The organism is Streptomyces sp. P9-2B-2 (assembly GCF_030406865.1).
In the GTDB taxonomy this organism is placed as follows: domain Bacteria; phylum Actinomycetota; class Actinomycetes; order Streptomycetales; family Streptomycetaceae; genus Streptomyces; species Streptomyces platensis.
In genome coordinates, this window is sequence record NZ_CP129126.1 from 771,381 (window position 1) to 792,355 (window position 20,975).

Here is a 20,975-nt window from a genome sequence, read left to right on the forward strand (position 1 = left end):
GACTGTCGGTTCACCGAGTTCCCGGTGAATGTGGAGGAGGCCGTGCACGCCATGAACCCTGAGCAGCACCTGTCGGCGACGGACCCGCCCCTCGGGGCCGCCGGACTCGGGCAGCCCGGCTGCCCGCCGGAGGCCGCGGACCTGCGCGAGCGGGTCAGGGCGTTCGTACGGGAGCGGGTGATGCCGTGCGAGCCGGTGCTGGACGCGGGCGGCGACGCGGCGCGCAGCACGCTGCGCGGACTCCAGGCCGAGGCGAAGCGGGCGGGGCTGTGGGCCCTGCCGCTGCCGGAGGAGTACGGCGGCCAGGGGCTCGGCCTGCCGCTCTACTTCCATGTCGCGGAGGCCGAGGGCGCCAGCGACCACGGGCCCGCCGCACTCGGTTCGGCGCCCCTCCTCGATGTGCTGATGCTCGCCCGGCACGCCGACGGCACCGTGCGGGACCGGTTTCTGCGGCGCATCGCCGACGGCGAGGTGCGGACCTGTTATGCGATGACCGAGCCCGAAACCCCCGGTACCGACCCGGGATTGACCGCGACCCGGGCCGTCTCGGATGCCGCGGGCGGATGGGTGCTGCACGGCCGCAAGTGGTTCACCTCGGGCGCGGGCGACGCCGATCTGGTCACCGTGCTGGCGCGGGTGGATGACGAAGGGCCCGGAACGGACAGCCTGTCGCTGTTTCTGGTGCCCGCGTCGGCCGCGGGGTTCACGGTGGTGCGGGAGCTGCCGGTCCTGGGCGCCGGCGGCCAGTGGGAGATCGAGCTCGACGGGGTCGCCGTACCGCCCGAGCAGGTGGTGGGCGCCCCCGGCCAGGCGCTGCGGATCGCCGGGGAGCGGCTGGTGCTCGGCCGGGTGCTGCGGTGTCTGCGCTGGCTGGGACAGGCCGAGCGGGCCTTCGACCTGATGTGTCTGCGGGCCCGGTCACGGAGCCAGTCGGCCGGACCGCTGGCGGACCGTCAGCTCGTCCAGCAGATGGTCTTCGACTCGCTGCTGGCGATTCGTTCCACCCGGCCGCTGGTCCATGAGGCGGCGGCCCGGCTGGCCGCGGGCGGCGACGCCCGGCTGGAGACCGGTCTGGCCAAGGTGGCGGCGGCCCGCATGCTTCAGCAGGTGGCCGACGCCGCGATCCAGGTGCACGGCGCGGCCGGGCTCGGTCCGGACACCGCGCTGCCGGGACTGTTCCGCACCGGCCGCACGGCCAGGCTGCTGGACGGTCCCGACGAGCTGCACATCACGGCCGTGGCCCGCCGGGTGCTGCGCGGTTACCCCGTCACGTCGCGAACGGAGCCATCCGGCCGGTGAGCAGCGCCAGTCCCACCGCCAGGAAGAAGTCGCCCCAGATCAGCTCATGGCGCGGGGCGAGGGCGCGGGCGGCGTCGTAGCACCCGTCCGTCAGCGCCCCACGGGCCGAGAGATGGCCGGTGCACAGGCGGTGCAGGATCTGCCGGGCCCGCGCGGTCAGCCGGTCGGCTTCGCTCCCGCGGCCCCTCGCCCGCGCCAGGGCGGCCAGCTTCAGCAGGGCCACCGACTCGATGGCGGCCGCGGAGGTGTCGAGCGGGCCGGACGGTTGGTCCTCCTGTGCCGACGGGACGAGCGGGGCGGCCGGGGAGGGCGGCAACACGGTGAACCGGGCGGCCGGGGTGAGGGTCGGTGCGATGAGCGGGGCGGCCGGGGCGAGCAGCGGTGCGGTGATCCGGTCCGCCGGGGCGAGCCGCGGTGCCGTGATCCGGTCCGCCGCCTCCCAAAGCGCCCCGGCCGCACGGGAGTTGAGACCGTCGGCGAGGCCGTGGAGCCCGTCCGCGAGGCCGAGCAGCAGCCAGGGCGCGGTGCGGCTCCATCCCGGCGCGGGTTCGGCGCAGGGCGTCCAGCCGTCATCGGGCCCGGCCTGCCATGCCGGGCGCGGTGGGTTCTCGCTGCGACTCAGCGTCAGATGCCGGGTCAGATGGCCGTACGCCGCGCGCGCTCCCGCCGTGCCCAGACCCGCCAGCAGCGGCACCAGCCCCGGCACCGCGTCCACCCGTGCCAGCATCCTGGGACCGCCGAACGCCTCACCCCACGGCACCAGTTGTCGCTCCGGGTCGTACGCCGCCAGACAGGACCGGGCCGCTCTCTCCCGCAGCCCGGCCGCCAGGCCGTCGCCCCCGGGCCCCGCGGCGAGCCCGGTGCCGTACCAGAAGATCAGCCCGCGGGTGGCGGTGTCCTGGTCGATCCAGTGGGCCAGTCTCCGGGTGCAGGCGGCCGCGGCCGACCGGTCCTGAGGAGCGCCGGACGCGAGGGCGCGCAGCCAGAGCAGTCCGGCCCAGAAGCCACCCGTCCAGGACCCCCGGGAGGTGGTCTTCCAGCTGCCGGTCTCCGGGTCGGCGTACAGCGGGAAGCGCGGCCCCACTTCGGCCGCGGTCTCCCCGGTCCGCTCCAGCACCGCCGCCCAGGCACGGTCGGCCCATGGCACGTGGCCGGTCACCGCACGGCTCTGCCGATGGCTCTGCTCACGGCTCTTCTCACGGGCGGGCTCATGGGCGTTCCCATCGGCGGTCTCATGGGCCGCCCCATAGGTGGGCTCATGCATCGGGTCCTCCGGTACGACGCAGCATCAGGGGAACGGCGATCGCCGACGCCGTCGCGAACTCGGCCGCCACCAGGAGCCAGCCCGGCCCGTATCCGGTCGCGGAGACCAGCGCGCCGAACAGCGGCGGTCCCACCGCGAACCCCGCGAAGAACCCCGCCGACACCAGGGCGGAGTCCTTCCCGGCCCGGCCGGGCGCCGCGTTCCGCAGCACCAGCACCATGGAGACGGCATTGGCCGACACCGCGAACGAGCCGACCGCGACGGCGGCCGGCCACACCAGCGGATGCGCCCGGAGCGCGGCGGCGAGCAGCAGTGCGGCGCCCACCGCACCGGCCGCCAGCAGCGCCGGCAGCGCCTCGGCCCAGCCCGGCCGCCCCGCCGCCCGCGCCCAGCCGACCCGTCCCCCGATACCGGCCACGCCCAGGACGGCCACCAGTGCCGCCGCCGTGGTCGGTGTCAACCCGAGGCGTTGTGAACCGAACAGCGCCAGGTAGGTGTTGACCGAGGCGATGCCACTGCCGAGCAGCAGGGAGAAGGCGGCCAGCCGCCGGGTGTCGCGGGGTGACGAGGCCGCGGCCGACGGGCCCGTGGCGGCCGGCGGCCGGTCGGCCGGCAGGGCCCGGGCCGCCCAGAGCGCGGCCACCGCCGCCGCGGCGGCCGCCGACCAGACCGCACCGCGCCAGCCCACCCCCGCCGCCAGCAGCGACAGCGGCAGCCCCGCCACGAACGCCCCGCACTGCACCCCCGACTGCTTCCAGCCGGTGACGGCGGCCCGGCGCTCGGCCGGAACGGCGGCGAGAATCACCTTGTTGGTGGCGGGGTTGGCCAGCGCCTGCGGTACGCCGCCGAGTGCGACGGCCAGCAGCAGCACGCTCGCCCCCGGCACAGCGCCGATGAGCGCCAGCGAGGCGGCGGTGAGCAGCAGCAGCGCGATCAGACAGCGCCGGGGCCCCACCCGGTCCACCAGCCGGCCCGCCATCGGCGACAGCACGGCCGCCGCCCCGAAGCCCGCCGTGGTGGTCAGGCCCAGCACCGTGCGCGAGATCCCCAACTCCCCGACCAGCCGCGGCCCGAGCGCCCCGATCACGAACAGCTGGAGCATGGAGAACGCCATCGCCGTCGTGAGCAGCACGGTCAGCGACCGGCCGCCCGGCGCCCGTGCGGTGCCCCCGTCCGGCCCGGTGGCCTCCGGTTCCTTGCCACGTTTCACCAGCACGCGCCCCTCCCGACAGCTCCGGCCCTCGTCGGGCCCCGGTCCAGTCAGTCGTACGGTCCCGGCGCCTGGTTCCCGGCAGCCCTGCCGGGGGGAGAGAACTCGCCGCGCCGTGCGGTGACGCGTGCGGACTTCACCGGGGCTCCGGGTCCCGGCGGCCCGCCACCCGGGTCCCACCGCGCCCGCCAGCTCACCCCTCCACCAACTCACCCGTCCGGCGGCCGCCCGCTGGCCGGTCCGCAGCCTGCGGGCGAGGGTGGCCGTGTGACCGCCTACCGCGGTCCGCTGTCGCATGGGCTGAAGCATGGGAGAACCGGATGCCGAAGTACCTGGTGCAGGCCAGCTATACCGCCGAGGGCATGAAGGGCCTGCTCGCCGAGGGCGGCACCGGACGCAAGGCGGCCGTCGAGCAGGTGGTCAGCTCGTGCGGCGGCACGCTGGAGACGCTCTACTTCGCGTACGGGGACGACGACTTCTACTGCGTCCTCGACTTCCCCGACCATGTGTCGATGGCTGCCATCGCCATGACCGTCCGCGCCAGCGGGGCCCTGCACTCCAAGACGATTCCGCTGCTGACCGTCGAGGAGATCGACGAGGCCGCCAGGAAGTCGGTCAGCTTCCGCCCGCCGGGGGCGTAACCGGCCGCGGGAGGATGGGCAGGGAGCGTGAGGAGACCGGAGCTCGATCATGCGGCGCTGTTCGCCGCGACCCCGAGCGCATGCCTGGTCCTCGATCCCGAGCTGGTCATCGTGGACGTCAATCAGGCGTATCTCCAGGCGACCGCGCGTACTCGCGACGATCTGCTCGGGCAGTACGTCTTCGACGCCTTCCCCGACAACCCCGATGACCCCGACGCCGAAGGGGTGCAGAACCTGCACCCCTCACTGCGCCGCGTGCTGTCCACCGGGGAGCCGGACACGATGGCGGTGCAGAGGTACGACATCGCCGTGCCGGAGCGGCCGGGGGAGTTCGAGGAGCGCTGGTGGTCCACGATCAACACCCCGGTTCCCGGGCCGGACGGCAGGGTGGCGTGGATCATCCACCGGGTCGAGGACGTGACGGCCTTCGTCCACTCCCGCCGGTCGCGTCCGGTGCCCGGCGGGCGGCTGAGCGAACGCGAGGAGGCGATGGAGGCCGAGCTGTACGTCCGGGCCCGCGCGCTCCAGCACCTCAACGAGGAACTGCGCCGCGCCCACGCCCGCGAACGCCAGGTCGCCCTCACCCTCCAGGAGGCCATGCTCCACTCCCCCGACCTCGCCGGGCACCGTGACATCGCGGTGCGCTACCTGCCCGCCATCGGCTCCTTGAACGTCTGCGGCGACTGGTACGACATCGTCGACCTCCCCGGGGACGGTTTCGCCGTCGCGGTCGGCGATGTCGTCGGCCACGGGCTGGACGCCGCCGCCGTCATGGGCATGCTCCGCAGCGCCCTCAGCGCCGCCGCCCGCTCCGTCGAAGGTCCCGCCCAGGCACTGAAAGTGCTCGGCCTGTACGCCCGCTCCGTCGACAAGGCGCTGGCCACCACCGCCGTCCAGGCACTGATCGACACCGCCGGCCGCCAGGTCACCTACAGCAGCGCCGGCCACCCCCCGCCCGTCCTGCTGCACGCCGACGGCACCCACGAACTCCTGGACCGCGCCACCGACCCGCCCCTGGGCGCCCACCCCGAACAGGTGCCGCGCCCCCAGGCCCACCTGCCGTACGTGCCGGGCGACACCCTCGTCCTCTACACCGACGGACTCATCGAACGCCGCGACGAGGACATCGACACCGGCCTCACCCGCCTCACCGACGCCCTCGCCCGCTACAGCACATTCAGCCCCGAACGCCTCGCCGACGCCCTGCTCACCCGCCTCGGCGTCAGCGCCGGCGCCCGCGACGACATCGCCCTCGTCGTCGTCCGGCTGTAATTCCGGCAGGTGCCCGATGAGGAGCCGTCAGTCGTTGCCGCAGGGCAGCGGGTCGGCGAAATAGCGCTCCCCGGCGATGAAGGACGCGACCGTACCATCGTCGTTCATGAGGAAGCTGATGATCCTCCCGTGGAACTTCGCCAGCCTGGGAGCAAACACGAGCTCCTCGGATGCCCCCTCGTCTTGACGCGACGTCACCTCACTGTCGTACGTATCCAGCACGTCTTCCCTCGTGCTCCCTACATGAACTCCGGAAGCAGTGGCGAGGGATGCCGGCGTCGACGACAGGACGGAGATCGCCACGAGCCGGTCGTCGTCGTTGGAGAAGCGTAGCGAGAGGTTCTGCGGCCCTCCCTCGACGGCGAGGTCACGGCACTCCGGCCCGCCCGGCCCGTCGGGAATCCGGGCCCCGATCGCACGCTCGGCCGCTTGACGGCTCATGCCTATGCGCAGCGGGCCCATACCGTTGACCGTGATGGGCTGGGCGCTCAGATCGACGGGGTCGCGCTTGGCGGCCTCGGCACGGTTTCGCGCCGTGACCCGGCATGCATCCCCAACCAATGTGCGCCGAACTGGAGATGAGCTTGCGTCAGCACCTGAGGCAGGGGCCACCACAATGCGGCCGATCTCCGGGCCGTCAACCGTGCGCGGGGAACAGGTGTCGGCGGAAGCTGCGGCGGCGGTAGGGGACACGCCCACCGCGAGCCCCACGGCGAGCATGGGCGCGCAGGTAAGCGTCATGAATTTTCGACGTGCACTCCGCGTCATGGTCAGTGGCTCCATGCGTACAGGCGTCGGCACTTGAGTGCTCTCAGCACATCACAGCTCCCAGAGGCTCGCATTTCGTGCCGCTCCCCGAACGGCGCGCCGCCCGCAGAACAGGGCAGGGCAGATGCCCAGTTGAGGCGCGCCGCCGCAATGGAGCACTGCGCCCTTCCACGGTCTCGCCCTTGCAGGTGCATCCGGCAGACATGGAGCGCACGATGGAAGAGGAAGATCCAGATCCTCGTATTGCTCGGGATTTCCGATGATGGAGCATCCAGGACTTCACTGCACAACGGGCCGTTCCGCACAGCGGAGGGGCTTCGGGCACGACACCCGTTGCGGCGCTCGACCAGGAGTCATCGGCCGCGTGACGCAGAGCTTCAGTGTGGCGATGGCCGCGATCCTCATAGGTGGCGGCGCGATTCTGGGCGTTGCCCCGTCGGCCGGGAGCGGTTCCCAGGCGCCCACGACAGTGGCCACCGAAGCCGCAGCGGCCCCGGCCCAGACCCGTGTAGCAGCGGTCGCTCAGCCCTCGGGCCTGGCATGGACACCCGACGCAGCCGGCCACCGTCCGGTCGCGCCGAACCAGCCCTCGCCGGACCCCACCGAGGTGGTCGAAGCGTATTTCCGGGCCATCAACAACGGTGAATACGTGGCCGCTTGGGCGCTCGGTGGGAAGAACATCACGGGGCGGCCGTACGACTACTTCGTGCGAACTTTCAGCGACACGACCAGGGATGACGTCACGGTGCGCTCCGTGGTCGGCAACACCGTCGAGGTGGAACTGGACGCCACACAGACCGATGGCACTCATCGCTTCTTCGCCGGAACCTACACCGTTCGGGACGGAGAGATAGTTGCCGCACGCATTCACCGTGAATGATTACAGCGCGAATGATCACCAAGGCTCGTGGACACCGACCGAGCCACCCATGGCCCGCACCAGTGCGGCGGAACAATCGCCAGGGCGGGCCATAGGGTCGGGCGCGACAGCGTGGCTCAAATCTCCCCTTCCACCCATTGCTTCAGTTGCTCCAGGTCACTGCGGAGGCCGCGTTCGATCGCGGAGGCCTGGGCGAAGCCCTGGGGTCCGCCGAACGTCTCCTTGATGGTGCCCGGGTCGTACTCGAACCGGGCCTGGACCCTGGTGTGCTGCTCGTCGAGGGGCAGCAGTGAGAAGGTGCCCGCCAGGTCGGGGCCGCTGGTGGTCTGCCAGCTCATGACGTTTTCCGGGGTGCGGTCGGTGATCTCCACGACGCACTCCTGTGGCCGGCCGCCCGCGTCGATGTCCAGACGCGTGCGGTGTTCGCCCTCCTGCCGGGCCTCGCGTACCCCGTTCAGGAATCGCGGATAGGCCTCCGACCGGTGCAGGCAGTCCCACGCGGTATCGAGGGGGACGCTCACGTCAATATGTTCTTCGAGAGTGCTCATCAGGCACCTCACAGCTTGTTTCACGGCTTCACGGTCTTGTTTCCAGGGTGCTCCGGCCGGGGACCGGAAGCGAGCCCCTCCGGGCCTGCCGGCCGGCCGATGGGGCCGAGTGGCTCATGCCGGGGGCGGTGCCGCTGCGGCCACGCTGGAGAGGCAGGGGCGAGGCGCCGCGCCCGTGCAGGCCCGGAGTGCGCGGAGGTGCGTCATGGCCGGCCCGGTGGTCGTAGGACTGGACGGCACGGGGAACAGCGTGCCGGCCGTGCTCTGGGGCGCCGAGGAGGCCGCGGCCCGGGGCCTCGCGCTGCATCTGCTGCATTCCTGGGGCTCCCCGTCGGCGCACGCCCAGCCGACTGATCCGGAGGCGGCCGGCCGGGAGAGCCGTGGGGCCGAGCTGCTCCGTGGCGCCGTGGACCTGGCGTACACCGGGCACCCGGGGATTCCGGTGACCACCGAGCAGGTAGCGGAGCGGCCCGCGGATGCCTTGCTGGAGCGGAGCGCCGAGGCCACGATGCTGATTCTGGGGTCGCGCGGGCACGGTGCGATCGCCGGTTTCCTGCTCGGCTCGGGCAGTCTCCAGGTGCTGGGCCAGGCGGTGTGTCCGGTCGTGACGGTGCGCGAGGACGCGGCGTTTCCGCAGCGGGAGATCGTGGTGGGCGTGCGGCATGCGGGGCCGGAGGACGAGGCCGTGCTGGAGTTCGCCTTCACGGCCGCCGACGCCCATCACACGCGGGTGCGCGCCGTACGGGCGTGGGGCCCGGCGGCGCCCGCGGGCCCGGTGGGCGCCGTGCCGGGCCGCTCGCCGGACGGGACGGCGGCCGACATCGCGGAGCAGGAGACATTCGCCGAGGCGTTGCGGCCCTGGCGGGCGAAGTTCCCCGCCGTCGAGGTGGTCCCGCACGTGGCGAGCGGCCGGGCCGCCCCCGTGCTGCTGGCGGCCTGCTGCGATGCGGGCCTGCTGGTCGTCGGGCGCCGCAGCCGGCGGTCACCGATGCTGCTCGGGCCCGTCGTTCATGCGGCCCTGCACCATGCCAACTGTCCCGTCTCGGTCGTGCCGCAGGGGTGAGTTCCAGGGCCGCGGCCGCCTCCTGGAGGCCGTGCGACGGCCCGTTCGTGCTACTCGGGCGCGGCCGGCCCGTGCGCGGCGGTGTCGTCCCGCAGATAGCTGAGCCGGTCGACGACCTCGACCACCCCGTCGACGCTTTCACACAGCCGCACGGCGATGGGGACCAGGCTTTTGCGCTCCAGGGAGCCGGTGAGGGTCACATGGCCGTCGGAGACCTGGACCGTGACCGCGGACGGTGCCACCCCGAGCGTGCGGGTCAGTACCTCCTCCAGCACCTCCTCCTGAATGGCCCGGTCCCGGCGCAGGAACAGCTGCACGAGGTCACTGCGGCTGATCACCCCGATGAGCCGTCCGGAGTCGTCGACCACGGGCAGCCGCTTGACCCTCTTCCTCTCCATCGTCTTGGCCGCTTCGACGACGCTCCACCCGGGGCGTGCCACCACGGCGGGGCTGGTCATGATCGCCTCGGCGGTGGTCGCCCCGAGCTTCGCGATCTGCCGGCGCAGCAGATCGGCCTCCGACACCACCCCCACCGGCTGGTCGTTCTCGTCGAGCACGGGCACGGCGGTGATGTCGTACTCGTCGAGCAGCCGCGCGATCTCCTTGAACGGGGTGCCCCGTTGGACGACAACGGCCTCGGGCGTCATCAGGTCTGCCACGGTGCGGTGCCTCATCTCTGGCCAGTCCCTCCGGGTGTGCCGGGCCGGATCTCGTCGGCCCCATGGGCGGGGAGTGCGCTCTGCATGTGCTCAGTCGTGCGGGATCACGGCGACCGGGCAGGTCACGTGGTGGATGGCGGCGTGGGCGACCGGGCCGACACGGGGCGCGAGCAGCGGGCGGTGCAGCCGGCGGCCGACCACCAGGAGTTCGGCCCCGAAGACCGTCTGTACCAGGGCCCGGGTCGGGCTCTCCGGCAGCACGGTCTCCTGCACCAGCACACCGGGGAACCGCTCGCACCAGGGGCGCAGGGCGTCCCGCAGCTCGATGTCCGCCTCTTTGGTGAGCTCCTTCGCGGCATCGGGGTCGATGCCCCACGGGGTGTACGCCTGCACGGGCAGCGGGCGCCCGTGGACGGCCTGGAGCGGCAGGCCACGGCTCGCCGCGGCGTCGAAGGCGAACGTCAGCATCCGGTCGCTGGGGCCGTTGAGGCTGACGCCGACGACGACCCGGGGCTGGGGAGCCGGTGGCGTGTCGTGCCCAGAGGGATGGCGCGGTGTCTTCGCCCGTCCGGGCGCCCGGACCAGGACGACCGGCCCCTTGGCCCCGCCCACGACGTTCAGGCTCACATCGCCGAGCACATAGCTCTCCCAGGTCCCCAGAGCCCGCGACCCGAGCACGACCATCAGCGACTCCCCGGCCGCGCGCACCAGTGCCGGTTCCGCCTCCGACCCCACCAGGTCCTCGATGATCTGGAGATGCGGGCGGCGTTCCCGGACCTCGTCCACGGCCTGGCGCACGATCTGCCGGGCGGCGGCGTTCTCGTCACGTTGGGGGGGCGTGTCCGCCGCCTCGGCGGCCAGCAGTATCCACGCATGGAGCAGCCGCAGCACCGCCTGGCGCCGGTCCGCCTCGTCAGCGGCCCACTGCGCGGCGGCCAGGCTCTCCGGCGAACCGTCGAGCCCCACGGTGATGATGTCCGGCTCCATGACGGTGCTCCTTTCGGGGTCGGAGAAACGGGCCGGAGGGGCCCTGGGCTCCGGGGCCGTACGAGGGGGGAAGCACCGCTGCTCCCGCTTCAGGTCCCGTGCGGGCCCGGTCCCGCGCCGGAGGCCGCGGCGGCCTGGGTGGCGAGGACGGCGGCCTGGATGCGCCGCTCCACACCGAGTTTGGCCAGCAGGCGGGAGATGTGGTTCTTGATGGTCTTCTCGGAGAGGTAGAGCCGCTTACCTATCTGACGGTTCGTCAGCCCTGCACCGATCAGACCGAGAATCTCCCGCTCCCGCGGGGACAGACCGGAGAGCGCCGCTTCCTCGGGCGGCGCTTCGGAGTCGCCGCCGCGCAGACTGCTCATCAGCCGTGCCGTCGTCGCGGGATCGAGCATCGAGCTGCCGGAGGCGACCGTGCGCACCGCGGCGACGAGATCCGCCCCCCTGATCTCCTTGAGCACATATCCGGCCGCGCCGGCCATGATCGCGTCGAGCAGCGCCTCGTCATCGTCGAACGAGGTGAGCATCAGACAGGCCAGCCCCGGCATCCGCGAGCGCAGCTCCCGGCACACGGAGACCCCGTCGCCGTCCGGCAGCCGCACATCCAGCACCGCGACATCCGGCCGGAGCGCCGGTCCGCGCGCGAGCGCATGGGCGGCCGTGCCGGCGTCGCCGACCACCTCGATATCGGGCTCGGCATCGAGCAGATCCGCCACCCCGCGCCGGACGACCTCGTGGTCGTCGAGCAGGAACACCCGGATCGGCCGGTGCGGTGAGCATGCCTCCGCGTCGCTCATGACGCCCCTCCGGCTGCCAAGACGTCCGTCTCCTGTCCCCATCCTGACCCCTCTCGCAGGGGCCTGCCAGGCCGAACGGTCCCGCGGCGGCTGTGGCCGGAAGCAGGCGTCAGCCGTGGCCCACCCGGCGCTCCGGCCCGGCGGGCGCCGGTCCCGTGACGTCGAACCGCACGTCCACGACGCCCTCGACCGCCTGCACCAGACGGGCGGTGACGGGCAGCAGCGACGGGTCGCGGAGCGTGCCGCTGAGGGTGACCACCCCGTCGGTGACGCTGACCGCCAGCTGGTCGGGGACCACGGGGCACAGCCGGCCGATGATCTCCGTACGTATCTCCGCCGCCAGGTCCTCGTCCGGGCGCAGGAAGACCTTCAGCAGGTCGGCCCGGCTGACGATGCCCTGGAGCAGCCCCTGACCGTCGACCACCGGCAGCCGCTTCACCGACTTGAACGCCATCGTCCGCGCCGCCTGAGCCAGGGTGTCCCCGGCGTGCACGGTCAGCGCGGGCGCGCTCATCAGATCCCCCGCCGTCAGCCCGCCGGCCTTGCGTACGTCGTCCAGCCGCCGCACCTGCTCCAGCCGACTCGGTTGCGCCGCCCGGAACTCTTCCTTGGGCAGCAGATCCGCCTCGGAGACCACCCCGACCACCCGCCCCTCCCCCGCCAGCACCGGCAGCGCACTGACCTGCCACCGCTCCATGACCTCGACGATCTCCTTGAACCGCGCCTCCTGGCCGATCGCGACCACGGCCCGGGTCATCACGTCACCGACGGTGTACGGGCTGTGCGCCATGACACCTCCTCGGTAGGGCCCGCTGCCGCGCCCGTTACCGGCCGTCCGGTGCTTGTGGCGCCCGCCCACGAGAGCCGGCGAACGGTCCCGTCAGCGCTGCGGGCCCGCCATCGGCGTCCGATTGCGGGCGGCAGCCGGAGCGGTGACATCGAATTCCACGTCCACGACCCCCTCCACCGCGCGCACCAGGCGTGCGGCCACCGGGATGAGCGAGGTGTCCCGGACCCGGCCGCTGAGCGTGACCACCCCGTCGACGACCGTGACCCGCAGATCCTTCACGGGCGCCGTGAACAGCTCCCCCACGACGTAGCGGACCTCCTCCGCGAGGTCGTCGTCCGAGCGCAGGAAGACCTTCAGCAGGTCGGCGCGGCTGACGATGCCCTGAAGCACCCCGTGTCCGTCCACCACCGGCAGCCGCTTGACCGGGCCGCGCGCCATGGTCCGGGCCGCCTGGGACAGCGTGGCATTGGCCCGCACGGTGAGCGCGGGAGCGGTCATCAGCTCCCCCGCGGTCAGCGCGCCCGCCCGGCGCACATCGTCGAGCCGCCGCAGCTGCTCCAGGCGGTCGGGGTCCGACTCCCGGAACTCCTCCTTGGGCAGCAGATCGGCCTCCGAGACCACCCCGACCACCCGGCCCTCCCCCGCCAGCACCGGCAGCGCACTGACCTGCCACCGCTCCATGGTCTCGACGATCTCCTTGAACCGCGCCTCCCGGTCGACCGCGGCCACGGTGCCTGTCATCACATCGCTGACGAGGTGCGGAGTGTTCTGCATGATGCCTCCTCGGTACCCGGACCGACGTCACCCGGCCCGTGACACCTCCAGCCTGGAATGCGCCGGGCGCGCAGGACAGGGGCCGTACGGTCCCTGTCCACGCCGGACGGCCACCGGGCCCCGGCCCCTCCCCACGGTGCCGTCCCACGGCTCGGACTTGCCGAACCGCCGGAGAACTCGGCAGGTCAGCAAGGTTTCCGGGCCCGGAAATGGCGGGGCAACAGCTGCGCACGGCCGCTCGTGCCGTGCTACTGTCGATCTCAGTTGCAGTTGTGGTTGTGGTTCCCAAAGACTTCTCGCACCCCCGCCGCCATCTCAGGTCGGCGGGAGCGTTTTTGTATTTCCGGTTTTTCCGGACGGGGCAATCATCGCGGCGACGCGGGGTCCGCACAGTGCGGCCCCGGCACTGCCCCCGAAGGAGATAAACATGGCTACCGGTACCGTGAAGTGGTTCAACTCGGAAAAGGGTTTCGGCTTCATCGAGCAGGACGGCGGCGGCGCTGACGTCTTCGCCCACTACTCGAACATCGCCACCCAGGGCTTCCGTGAGCTCCAGGAAGGCCAGAAGGTCACCTTCGACGTCACCCAGGGCCAGAAGGGCCCGCAGGCCGAGAACATTCTCCCTGCCTGACGCCGACGCATCATCGCAGCTGGGGCCCGCACCTTGGGTGCGGGCCCCAGCTCGTTGCCCGGAATACGCCGCGGGTGCCGTCACGGCCGCGCCGGCGACACGGAGCAACCCGCCCGGTACCGGACCACGCGGCCCGCTGCGCCAGCACGCCGCCCCGCCCGGCTTCCCGATCCGGCAACACCTTCGCCGCTCTTCGGCGAACTCTTCTCTCGCGCCGGCGGTCGATTCCGCCCCACCGCGTTCCATCTGTTTTCTCCGGTCCGTTTTGCGATTCTCCTGTGTGCGGCTGACAGCTGCCGGGAATTCCTCGACGTACCGCATCGAGGAAGGTTCTCCATGAACCGCGCATCTCGCCCGAACGACCGTTCCTCCCGTACCCGCTCCGCCGGTTCCGGCCGTGGCGGCTACCGCTCGCAGGCCGCCAACCGCTCCGGTGGCGGTGGCAAGCGGCGCCGGCCCGCGCCGCAGGGGGAGTTCGCCCTGCCCGTCACGCACACCCCCGCGCTGCCGCCGGCCGAGTCGTTCGCCGAACTCGACATGCCGGCCGCCATGTTGACGTCGCTGACCGCGGAAGGGGTGACGGCCCCGTTCCCGATCCAGGCCGCCACGCTGCCGAATTCGCTGGCCGGGCGGGACGTACTGGGCCGTGGCCGCACGGGATCGGGCAAGACGCTCGCCTTCGGTCTGGCCCTGCTGGCCCGTACCGCCGGGCAGCGCGCCGAGCCCCGCCAGCCGCTGGCACTGGTCCTGGTCCCCACCCGGGAGCTGGCACAGCAGGTCACCGACGCACTCACCCCCTACGCCAAGGCGCTGTCGCTGCGGCTGGCCACCGTCGTCGGCGGAATGTCGATCGGCCGCCAGGCGAGCGCGCTCCGCGGTGGCGCCGAGGTCGTCGTCGCGACTCCCGGACGGCTCAAGGACCTCATCGGCCGCGGTGACTGCCGTCTGAACCAGGTCGGCATCACGGTGCTGGACGAGGCCGACCAGATGGCCGACATGGGGTTCATGCCGCAGGTGACCGCGCTGCTCGACCAGGTGCGCCCCGAGGGGCAGCGGATGCTCTTCTCGGCCACCCTGGACCGTAACGTCGACCTGCTGGTCCGGCGCTATCTGACGGACCCGGTGGTGCACTCCGTCGACCCGTCGGCGGGCGCCGTCACCACGATGGAACACCACCTGCTGCACGTCCGCGACACCGACAAGCACGCCACCACGACCGAGATCGCCGCCCGCGAAGGCCGGTCGATCATGTTCCTGGACACCAAGCGCGCGGTGGACAAGCTCACCAAGCACCTGCTGAACAGCGGGGTGCGGGCCGCGGCCCTGCACGGCGGCAAGTCCCAGCCCCAGCGGACCCGGACCCTGGCCCAGTTCAAGGACGGCCAGGTCACCGTGCTGGTGGCCACCAACGTCGCGGCCCGTGGCATCCACGTCGACAATCTCGACCTCGTCGTCAATGTCGACCCGCCCACCGACCACAAGGACTACCTGCACCGCGGCGGTCGCACCGCCCGCGCCGGGGAGTCCGGCAGCGTGGTCACCCTCGTCCTGCCCAACCAGCGCCGCGAGATGGACCGGCTGATGGTGGACGCGGGGATCACGCCGCAGTCCACCCAGGTGCGCTCCGGCGAGGCCGAGCTGACCCGTATCACCGGTGCCCAGGCTCCCTCCGGTGTTCCCGTCACCATCGCCGCGCCGGTCGTCGAACGTCCGAAGCGCAGCGGGTCCTCGACCCGCGGCCGGCGCAGCCGCTCCGCCCAGGCCCGTCGGTCCTCCGGTACGGGAACGCCCCGGACCACGTCCGGGACGCCGCAGCGTCGGCGCTCGGCCGGCACGACCTCGTAACCCGGAAGCCGTACGGTTCGTACACCGCGCTTTTCCCGTTCCGCCGCCAGTCCGATTCCGGTTCGCTTCGACCCTGTAGAGGCACTATGCGCTGCGTCATCGCCCGCTTCCCCTTCGACCTGATCAAGACCGAGGTAGAGGACTCGATGAAGGATGTCGAGCCCGAACCCATCACGGGTGACTCGGTACTCATCGGTGGCCGCAACTACCCCGTCAAGCAGGTCGGCGAGGTCATCACCCGACAGGACCGCCGCGACTTCACCGCCGGCGAGGTGACCCGGGCGCTGACCCGCCTCGGCTTCACCTGTAGCTCCTCGACCCCCGCCGTCCGCACCCCTCTCGAGGAGGCGTCGGCGCTGCTCCAGGCTCCGTCGTCGCCTGACGCTGACCCGGCGAGCTGAAGCCGGACACCGCAGGACAACGAAGTGGGCTCCGACCGCACCGGTCGGAGCCCAGCTTTGTACGGGCTCAGTGCTCCGGGCTCAGGACGGTCTCAGCGGTCGGAGTAGCGGAAGTCGCCCAGCGTCCAGGCTCCTACGTCCTTGATCTCGACCCGGTACATGCCGCCGGTCTCGGGCAGGCCGATGCTGCCCTGGAGAATCCTCGCCACATGGAAATGCAGGTGGGTGGGCGGCTCTTTCCGTCGCGGCGGGCGGGTGTCCGGGCCGGCTGAGGAGAAGAGGGCGGAGAACGGTCCCAGCCGCTGCGACTGCTCCAGGACCTCGGCCACCCGCTGCCGCCACACGCTCTCGGGCGCCAGCCGTCCGGTGATCACAGCGCCCTGGACAACCACTGTGAGAGACATCTGATTGCTCTGCTCCGACTCCACCATGGCGGCGATGTCGACAAGCAGCTCGTCGGGCTTCGACATGGGAGCAGACTCTACTGCCGCGACCGGCCGTCGGCACCACACCCGTAGCACGCGCCCCGCGAACCAAGGCCCGGTCCGCCGCGCCCGGTGCGGCTTTCCCGGTCCGCGGAGTGCCGGGGCCGTCTCGGGGTAGCGGTCGGAAGAGGCGGGCGGGGGCCCGTCGACAGGAAGGGGGCGGGATGGCCATCGCCAAGACCAGCGTCCTGGTACTGGATTGCGCGGAGCCCGCGGCACTGGCGGACTTCTACGCACAATTCCTGGGCGGAGAAGTGCGGATCGGGTCCAGCCCGGACTACATCGAGGTCGTCGAGAGCGACAAGGTGCACCTCGCGATACGACGGGACCGGGGCGCGGCGCCGCCCAGTTGGCCCCGCCCGGACGACTCACAACAGGCACATCTGCACTTCCTCGTCCCGCAGGACAACATGGACGAGGCGGAGCGCGAGGCGGTCAGCCTGGGAGCGCGGCCGTTGCAGACCCGGGAGAACCGCGGGCCATATGATGCCCGCCGCTATTCGGATCCCGCGGGCCACCCCTTCGTACTCGCCGCGAGCGAGGGCCACGCCCTGGGACAGGCCAACTGAGCCGTGCCCGGCGGGTGGAGGGGCCGGGGGCGCCACCGGGCTCGGTGGCCGCCCCCGGTACTGCGAGGAGCGTCCTGCTGTCAGGTACGGGCCGCCGGGCGTACGACCAGTTCGTTCACATCGACCTCCGGTGGCCGGCTGACGGCGAAGGCGATGGTGTCCGCGACCGCGGCGGCCGGCAGGGCCACCGCGCGGTAGGACGCCATGGCCTCCCGGGCCGCCGGATCGGTGATGCTGTCCGGGAGTTCGGATTCCGTGACGCCCGGCGAGACCAGGGTGACCCGGATACCGGCGGCGGCCTCCTGGCGCAGTCCCTCGGAGATGGCGCGTACGGCGAATTTGGTGGCGCAGTAGACCGCGGCGGTGGGCACCACCTCATACGCCCCGACCGACGCGATATTGATGACGTGGCCGGCGCCCTGGGCCCGCATCACGGGCAGCGCGGCGGCGATCCCGTAGAGGACGCCGCGCACATTCACGTCGAGCATCCGGTCCCATTCGTCCACCCGCAGCGCCTCCAGTGGCGACAGCGGCATCACCCCCGCGTTGTTGACCAGGACGTCGACCCGGCCGTATTCCTCGTGCGCGGCCGTGACGAAGGACCGCAGGTCGTAGGCGGAGGTGACGTCCAGCCTCCGGAAGGCCGCGGTGCCGCCGGCGCCGTTGATGTCGTGGCACAGCGTTTCCAGTCGTTCGGTGCGGCGGGCACCGAGGAAGACGCGGTGCCCGTCGGCGGCCAGGCGGCGGGCGGTCGCCTCGCCGATGCCGCTGCTCGCTCCGGTGATCAGGACGACCTTCTCGTGCTCCGTCATGGGCTGCTCCTTTTGCCAGTTGTTTCACCGGTGAGCCTCCACGGCGGAGCGCAGCGCGACCAGGACGGCTGGTGCCTGGGTGCCGCACACCCACGCACCACGCGAAGGCCGGCGAGCCTCTCCCCTTTGCCGTATCGGCAAGCATGTTTGTGAATTCGGCGCGCCCGGGTACCACATTCCGGGAGCATCACCCTTATGGCGCAATGCCCCGGCCGCCTGCCCTCCGGCGTAATTCACCGGGGAATGGCGGACCACGGCATCCGTCATTCCGCAGGGTGATCGGATGGTAGAGCCGTTCCCGCAGCCCGGTGTTTACGATATCCGGGATGAATTGGCGCGTTTCTGGCCGGTGGCCTGGTACGTACGCGTACATGCGCCTTCTTTCCTGCCTGCACAGGCGGTGAATCCGCTCGTCACCTCCGACTCCGGGAGCTCATGATGGAATCCGGCGCTACCGTGTGGAACTGCCCGTTCGACTATGCCGAGGCACTGGAATTCGATCCGACGCTCAAGCGTCTGCTGACCGAGGAACCGGTCGCCCGCATCAAGCTGCCCTACGGGGAGGGCGAAGCCTGGCTGGTGACCCGGTACGAGGATGTGCGCACGGTGACGACCGACCGGCGCTTCAGCCGCAGTGCCATCATCGGCCGGGACTTCCCGCGGATGACTCCTGAGCCGATCGTGCAGGACGAGGCGATCAACGTGATGGACCCGCCCGCCAGCAGCCGGCTGCGGAGCCTGGTCTCCAAGGCGTTCGCCCCGCGTCAAGTGGAACGCATGCGGACCCGTACCCAGCGCGTCGTGGACGACCTGCTGGACCGGATGACCGCGCAGGGCTCGCCCGCCGACCTGATGGAGAGCCTGGCGTCCCCGCTGCCGCTGACGACGATCTGTGAGGTCCTCGACATCCCCGAGGCCGACCGCGCCCAACTGCGCGGGCACGCACGGACGATGATGAACGTCACCGTCGAGAACCGGGACCGCGCCGTCCGCGCCAAGGCCGATATGCGGGCGTACTTCAAGACGCTCACCGCGAAGCGGCGCCAGCACCCGGGAGACGACCTGATCAGCGCGCTGGCGACGGCCCGTGACGGCGATGAGCTCCTCAACGACCAGGAACTCACGGTGCTGGCCATGGTGCTGCTCATCACCGGCCAGGACACCACCACCTACGAGATCGGCAACCTCGCCTACACCCTGCTCACCCGGCCCAGGGAACTCGCCATGGTGCGGGCCCGCCCCGAGATGCTCCCGCAGGCGATGGAGGAACTGCTGCGGTTCATCCCCTTCCGTAAGGGCGTCGGCATTCCCCGGGTCGCCACCGAGGACGTGGAGCTGAGCGGGGTGATGATCCGGGCCGGCGACATCGTGCACGTCTCCTACCTGACGGCAAACCGGGACGGCCGCAAGTTCGACCGGCCCGACGAGCTGGACCTGGAGCGCGAGGACCGGCCGTCCCACATGACCTTCGGCTGGGGCGGCCACCACTGCCTGGGTGCCCCGCTCGCCTTCACGGAGCTGGAAGTGGCCCTCGGCGCCCTTCTGGAGCGCTTCCCCGAGCTCAGGCTGGCCCAGCCGGCCGAGGACGTGCGCTGGAACACGAACTCGATCTGGCGCTATCCGCTGGAGCTGCCGGTCGCCTGGTAAGGGGGCCCGGTGCCGCGCATGCAGAACTCACCGCTCTGGCGTACGGTTACTAGTCGGAAAGAAGATCCACCAGCACGGGGAGAGTTCGTTCTTCGACGGATGGTCCGCCCATAGTTCTCTCCAGGTCGTGCCCCTTCAGTCGGCCGATTCCGCCCATGCCAACTTGCCCGTTCTTCGGGCAGGTTGCCGTGGCGGGCCCACCGGCCGACACCGACCGAAATGGAAACCGGGAATTCCCTGAGCGGCCCACAAGTCTGCAAGGAGCCCATCCCATGGCGGTTCTGTGCAAACCTGCAATCGCGGTCCCTGAATACATCCTCACCCAAGAAGACACCCTCGAACTCGCGCGACGAATGCACAAGGATCATTCGCAGCTGCGGCTGGTGCTCCGCCTGATCGAGCACACCGGCGTACGCAAACGGCATTTGATCCAGCCGATCGACAAGGTGCTCAAGCATCCCGGGCTCGACGCCCGCAGCGCGGTGTACGAGGCGGAGTCCAAGGCCCGGGTCCCCGCCGTGGTGCGCGAGGCACTCGACCGGGCCGAACTGGAGCCGACGCAGATCGACTTGATCGTCTACGTCTCCTGTACCGGCTTCATGATGCCGTCCCTGACGGCATGGCTCATCAACACCCTGGGCTTCCGCTCGGACACCCGGCAGATGCCGATAGCGCAACTCGGCTGTGCCGCGGGAGGCGCCGCGATCAACCGGGCGCATGACTTCTGCAGGGCGTACCCCGACTCCAATGTGCTCATCGTGGCGTGTGAGTTCTGCTCGCTGTGCTACCAGCCCACCGATCTGGGCGTGGGATCGCTGCTGTCGAACGGCCTGTTCGGCGACGCGGTCGCCGCGGCGGTGGTCCGCGGGACGGGCGGCACCGGCGTCCGGCTGGAGCGCAACAGCTCATATCTGATCCCGCACACCGAGGACTGGATCTCCTACGCGGTGCGCTCCACCGGATTCCACTTCCAGTTGGACAAGCGCGTGCCCGGCACCATGGAGCCGCTCGCCCCCGCCTTGCGCGCCATCGCGCAGGAGCACCAATGGGACGCGGGTGAGCTGGACTTCTACATCGTCCACGCGGGCGGTCCGCGCATTCTGGACGACCTGTGCCACTTCCTCGAGGTGCCGCCCGAGGCATTCCGCTTCAGCCGGGCGACGCTGACCGAGTACGGCAATATCGCCAGCGGTGTGGTGCTCGACGCCCTGGCGAGGATGTTCGACGAGGCGTCGGCCGTCGACGGCCAGCGCGGTCTGCTGGCGGGATTCGGTCCCGGCATCACCGCCGAGATGGCCCTCGGCACCTGGACCTCGACCCCTGTCGCGACGTGAGCGCGCCCGCGCGGTGCGCCCGGACGGAGATCCGCCGGGCGCACCGCGCATGTGCCCGTGCGGCGGGCTGCCGCGACGCCTCACTCCCCTGGGGTAGTGATCAGGCCCGCGTCGGCGCGGCCGCGCGGGAGGCGCCGGGACCGTGGCGCCCCGGGGAGTTCCGCGGTGCGGCCGGATGCCGGGAGGAGGATCACCCGGGAGCGACCGCCGTGAGGCGCCGGGCAGCGGTTGGCACATACCGGCCTTTTGCCTTGAATAGGAATATCTTGACATGTGGGTCAGTGCGTTTTATGCAGATG

Annotated in this window: 22 protein-coding genes; 11 read left to right on the plus strand and 11 right to left on the minus strand. The window is 71.5% G+C overall.

Annotated features, from left to right (window positions below):
* Positions 1 to 51 precede the first annotated feature (51 nt).
* Complete coding sequence (locus QT196_RS03470) at positions 52 to 1,299, plus strand: acyl-CoA dehydrogenase family protein (protein ID WP_168477427.1); 1,248 nt, start codon at positions 52 to 54, stop codon at positions 1,297 to 1,299.
* Here QT196_RS03470 and QT196_RS03475 read toward each other — a convergent pair.
* Both QT196_RS03475 and QT196_RS03480 read right to left on the minus strand, forming a co-directional pair.
* The gene (locus QT196_RS03475; protein ID WP_290354313.1) at positions 1,268 to 2,563 is read right to left on the minus strand and encodes a sugar ABC transporter permease; all 1,296 of its coding nucleotides are present in this window, start codon (positions 2,561 to 2,563) and stop codon (positions 1,268 to 1,270) included. The two genes, QT196_RS03470 and QT196_RS03475, sit on opposite strands and share 32 nt — an antisense overlap.
* Positions 2,556 to 3,779, minus strand: coding sequence for an MFS transporter (locus QT196_RS03480; RefSeq protein ID WP_323139163.1), 1,224 nt, complete (start codon positions 3,777 to 3,779; stop codon positions 2,556 to 2,558). Before QT196_RS03480 ends, QT196_RS03475 begins: the two co-directional genes overlap by 8 nt.
* Positions 3,780 to 4,093: 314 nt before the next feature.
* Between QT196_RS03480 and QT196_RS03485 the strand changes: the two genes are divergently transcribed.
* Complete coding sequence (locus QT196_RS03485) at positions 4,094 to 4,414, plus strand: GYD domain-containing protein (RefSeq protein WP_168477429.1); 321 nt, start codon at positions 4,094 to 4,096, stop codon at positions 4,412 to 4,414.
* A gap of 27 nt (positions 4,415 to 4,441) precedes the next feature.
* Entirely contained in the window at positions 4,442 to 5,686 is a 1,245-nt protein-coding gene (locus QT196_RS03490; RefSeq protein ID WP_168477431.1) for a SpoIIE family protein phosphatase, read from the plus strand.
* Positions 5,687 to 5,713: 27 nt separating this feature from the next.
* Here the strand turns inward: QT196_RS03490 and QT196_RS03495 are convergent, their stop codons facing one another.
* Positions 5,714 to 6,469, minus strand: a complete 756-nt coding sequence (locus tag QT196_RS03495; RefSeq protein WP_168477433.1) for a hypothetical protein — start codon at positions 6,467 to 6,469, stop codon at positions 5,714 to 5,716.
* A 349-nt stretch (positions 6,470 to 6,818) separates the two neighbouring features.
* Between QT196_RS03495 and QT196_RS03500 the strand changes: the two genes are divergently transcribed.
* Positions 6,819 to 7,334 (plus strand): hypothetical protein, encoded by a 516-nt coding sequence (locus tag QT196_RS03500; RefSeq protein ID WP_168477434.1) that lies wholly within the window; start codon positions 6,819 to 6,821, stop codon positions 7,332 to 7,334.
* Positions 7,335 to 7,450: 116 nt separating this feature from the next.
* Here QT196_RS03500 and QT196_RS03505 read toward each other — a convergent pair whose 3' ends face one another.
* Positions 7,451 to 7,882, minus strand: a complete 432-nt coding sequence (locus QT196_RS03505; RefSeq protein ID WP_168477436.1) for an SRPBCC family protein — start codon at positions 7,880 to 7,882, stop codon at positions 7,451 to 7,453.
* 205 nt (positions 7,883 to 8,087) lie between these two features.
* On the opposite strand from QT196_RS03505, the gene QT196_RS03510 reads away from it, so the two are divergent.
* Entirely contained in the window at positions 8,088 to 8,945 is an 858-nt protein-coding gene (locus tag QT196_RS03510) for a universal stress protein (protein ID WP_290354315.1), read from the plus strand.
* 50 nt (positions 8,946 to 8,995) lie between these two features.
* Here the strand turns inward: QT196_RS03510 and QT196_RS03515 are convergent, their stop codons facing one another.
* From QT196_RS03515 to QT196_RS03535, 5 genes are all read right to left on the minus strand, one after another.
* Complete coding sequence (locus QT196_RS03515; RefSeq protein WP_168477447.1) at positions 8,996 to 9,619, minus strand: CBS domain-containing protein; 624 nt, start codon at positions 9,617 to 9,619, stop codon at positions 8,996 to 8,998.
* A 75-nt stretch (positions 9,620 to 9,694) separates the two neighbouring features.
* Positions 9,695 to 10,591: a universal stress protein gene (locus QT196_RS03520; RefSeq protein WP_168477449.1), complete on the minus strand. Its 897-nt coding sequence runs from the start codon at positions 10,589 to 10,591 to the stop codon at positions 9,695 to 9,697.
* A gap of 89 nt (positions 10,592 to 10,680) precedes the next feature.
* Complete coding sequence (locus tag QT196_RS03525) at positions 10,681 to 11,388, minus strand: response regulator transcription factor (RefSeq protein ID WP_168477451.1); 708 nt, start codon at positions 11,386 to 11,388, stop codon at positions 10,681 to 10,683.
* 109 nt (positions 11,389 to 11,497) lie between these two features.
* Positions 11,498 to 12,178 (minus strand): CBS domain-containing protein, encoded by a 681-nt coding sequence (locus tag QT196_RS03530; RefSeq protein ID WP_290354316.1) that lies wholly within the window; start codon positions 12,176 to 12,178, stop codon positions 11,498 to 11,500.
* Between the two features lie 90 nt (positions 12,179 to 12,268).
* Positions 12,269 to 12,952: a CBS domain-containing protein gene (locus tag QT196_RS03535; RefSeq protein WP_168477455.1), complete on the minus strand. Its 684-nt coding sequence runs from the start codon at positions 12,950 to 12,952 to the stop codon at positions 12,269 to 12,271.
* 427 nt (positions 12,953 to 13,379) lie between these two features.
* Between QT196_RS03535 and QT196_RS03540 the strand changes: the two genes are divergently transcribed.
* The 3 genes from QT196_RS03540 to QT196_RS03550 all read left to right on the plus strand — a co-directional run bounded on the left by QT196_RS03540 (position 13,380) and on the right by QT196_RS03550 (position 15,829).
* The gene (locus QT196_RS03540; RefSeq protein WP_042152846.1) at positions 13,380 to 13,583 is read left to right on the plus strand and encodes a cold-shock protein; all 204 of its coding nucleotides are present in this window, start codon (positions 13,380 to 13,382) and stop codon (positions 13,581 to 13,583) included.
* Between the two features lie 336 nt (positions 13,584 to 13,919).
* Complete coding sequence (locus QT196_RS03545) at positions 13,920 to 15,428, plus strand: DEAD/DEAH box helicase (RefSeq protein ID WP_168477457.1); 1,509 nt, start codon at positions 13,920 to 13,922, stop codon at positions 15,426 to 15,428.
* Positions 15,429 to 15,514: 86 nt separating this feature from the next.
* On the plus strand, positions 15,515 to 15,829 hold the full coding sequence (locus QT196_RS03550; RefSeq protein ID WP_168477459.1) for an SCO5918 family protein: 315 nt from the start codon (positions 15,515 to 15,517) through the stop codon (positions 15,827 to 15,829).
* Between the two features lie 92 nt (positions 15,830 to 15,921).
* Here the strand turns inward: QT196_RS03550 and QT196_RS03555 are convergent, their stop codons facing one another.
* Positions 15,922 to 16,299, minus strand: coding sequence for a hypothetical protein (locus QT196_RS03555; RefSeq protein ID WP_168477460.1), 378 nt, complete (start codon positions 16,297 to 16,299; stop codon positions 15,922 to 15,924).
* A 179-nt stretch (positions 16,300 to 16,478) separates the two neighbouring features.
* Between QT196_RS03555 and QT196_RS03560 the strand changes: the two genes are divergently transcribed.
* Complete coding sequence (locus QT196_RS03560) at positions 16,479 to 16,883, plus strand: VOC family protein (protein ID WP_085925884.1); 405 nt, start codon at positions 16,479 to 16,481, stop codon at positions 16,881 to 16,883.
* Positions 16,884 to 16,963: 80 nt separating this feature from the next.
* On the opposite strand, the gene QT196_RS03565 is transcribed toward QT196_RS03560, so the two are convergent.
* A complete protein-coding gene (locus QT196_RS03565) occupies positions 16,964 to 17,695 on the minus strand; it encodes an SDR family oxidoreductase (protein WP_266735009.1) in 732 nt (243 codons plus the stop codon).
* Between the two features lie 438 nt (positions 17,696 to 18,133).
* On the opposite strand from QT196_RS03565, the gene QT196_RS03570 reads away from it, so the two are divergent.
* Both QT196_RS03570 and QT196_RS03575 read left to right on the plus strand, forming a co-directional pair.
* Positions 18,134 to 19,342, plus strand: a complete 1,209-nt coding sequence (locus QT196_RS03570; protein WP_168477464.1) for a cytochrome P450 — start codon at positions 18,134 to 18,136, stop codon at positions 19,340 to 19,342.
* A 272-nt stretch (positions 19,343 to 19,614) separates the two neighbouring features.
* Entirely contained in the window at positions 19,615 to 20,676 is a 1,062-nt protein-coding gene (locus tag QT196_RS03575; protein WP_168477466.1) for a type III polyketide synthase, read from the plus strand.
* Positions 20,677 to 20,975 lie beyond the last annotated feature (299 nt).

Bases quoted from the DNA above. Each gene is read 5' to 3' on its own strand.
- QT196_RS03470 (WP_168477427.1), top strand. From the start codon at position 52: ATGAACCCTGAGCAGCACCTGTCGGCGACGGACCCGCCCCTCGGGGCC.
- QT196_RS03475 (WP_290354313.1), bottom strand. From the start codon at position 2,563: ATGCATGAGCCCACCTATGGGGCGGCCCATGAGACCGCCGATGGGAAC.
- QT196_RS03485 (WP_168477429.1), top strand. From the start codon at position 4,094: ATGCCGAAGTACCTGGTGCAGGCCAGCTATACCGCCGAGGGCATGAAG.
- QT196_RS03495 (WP_168477433.1), bottom strand. From the start codon at position 6,469: ATGGAGCCACTGACCATGACGCGGAGTGCACGTCGAAAATTCATGACG.
- QT196_RS03505 (WP_168477436.1), bottom strand. From the start codon at position 7,882: ATGAGCACTCTCGAAGAACATATTGACGTGAGCGTCCCCCTCGATACC.
- QT196_RS03510 (WP_290354315.1), top strand. From the start codon at position 8,088: ATGGCCGGCCCGGTGGTCGTAGGACTGGACGGCACGGGGAACAGCGTG.
- QT196_RS03515 (WP_168477447.1), bottom strand. From the start codon at position 9,619: ATGAGGCACCGCACCGTGGCAGACCTGATGACGCCCGAGGCCGTTGTC.
- QT196_RS03520 (WP_168477449.1), bottom strand. From the start codon at position 10,591: ATGGAGCCGGACATCATCACCGTGGGGCTCGACGGTTCGCCGGAGAGC.
- QT196_RS03525 (WP_168477451.1), bottom strand. From the start codon at position 11,388: ATGAGCGACGCGGAGGCATGCTCACCGCACCGGCCGATCCGGGTGTTC.
- QT196_RS03530 (WP_290354316.1), bottom strand. From the start codon at position 12,178: ATGGCGCACAGCCCGTACACCGTCGGTGACGTGATGACCCGGGCCGTG.
- QT196_RS03535 (WP_168477455.1), bottom strand. From the start codon at position 12,952: ATGCAGAACACTCCGCACCTCGTCAGCGATGTGATGACAGGCACCGTG.
- QT196_RS03540 (WP_042152846.1), top strand. From the start codon at position 13,380: ATGGCTACCGGTACCGTGAAGTGGTTCAACTCGGAAAAGGGTTTCGGC.
- QT196_RS03545 (WP_168477457.1), top strand. From the start codon at position 13,920: ATGAACCGCGCATCTCGCCCGAACGACCGTTCCTCCCGTACCCGCTCC.
- QT196_RS03550 (WP_168477459.1), top strand. From the start codon at position 15,515: ATGCGCTGCGTCATCGCCCGCTTCCCCTTCGACCTGATCAAGACCGAG.
- QT196_RS03555 (WP_168477460.1), bottom strand. From the start codon at position 16,299: ATGTCGAAGCCCGACGAGCTGCTTGTCGACATCGCCGCCATGGTGGAG.
- QT196_RS03560 (WP_085925884.1), top strand. From the start codon at position 16,479: ATGGCCATCGCCAAGACCAGCGTCCTGGTACTGGATTGCGCGGAGCCC.
- QT196_RS03565 (WP_266735009.1), bottom strand. From the start codon at position 17,695: ATGACGGAGCACGAGAAGGTCGTCCTGATCACCGGAGCGAGCAGCGGC.
- QT196_RS03570 (WP_168477464.1), top strand. From the start codon at position 18,134: ATGGAATCCGGCGCTACCGTGTGGAACTGCCCGTTCGACTATGCCGAG.
- QT196_RS03575 (WP_168477466.1), top strand. From the start codon at position 19,615: ATGGCGGTTCTGTGCAAACCTGCAATCGCGGTCCCTGAATACATCCTC.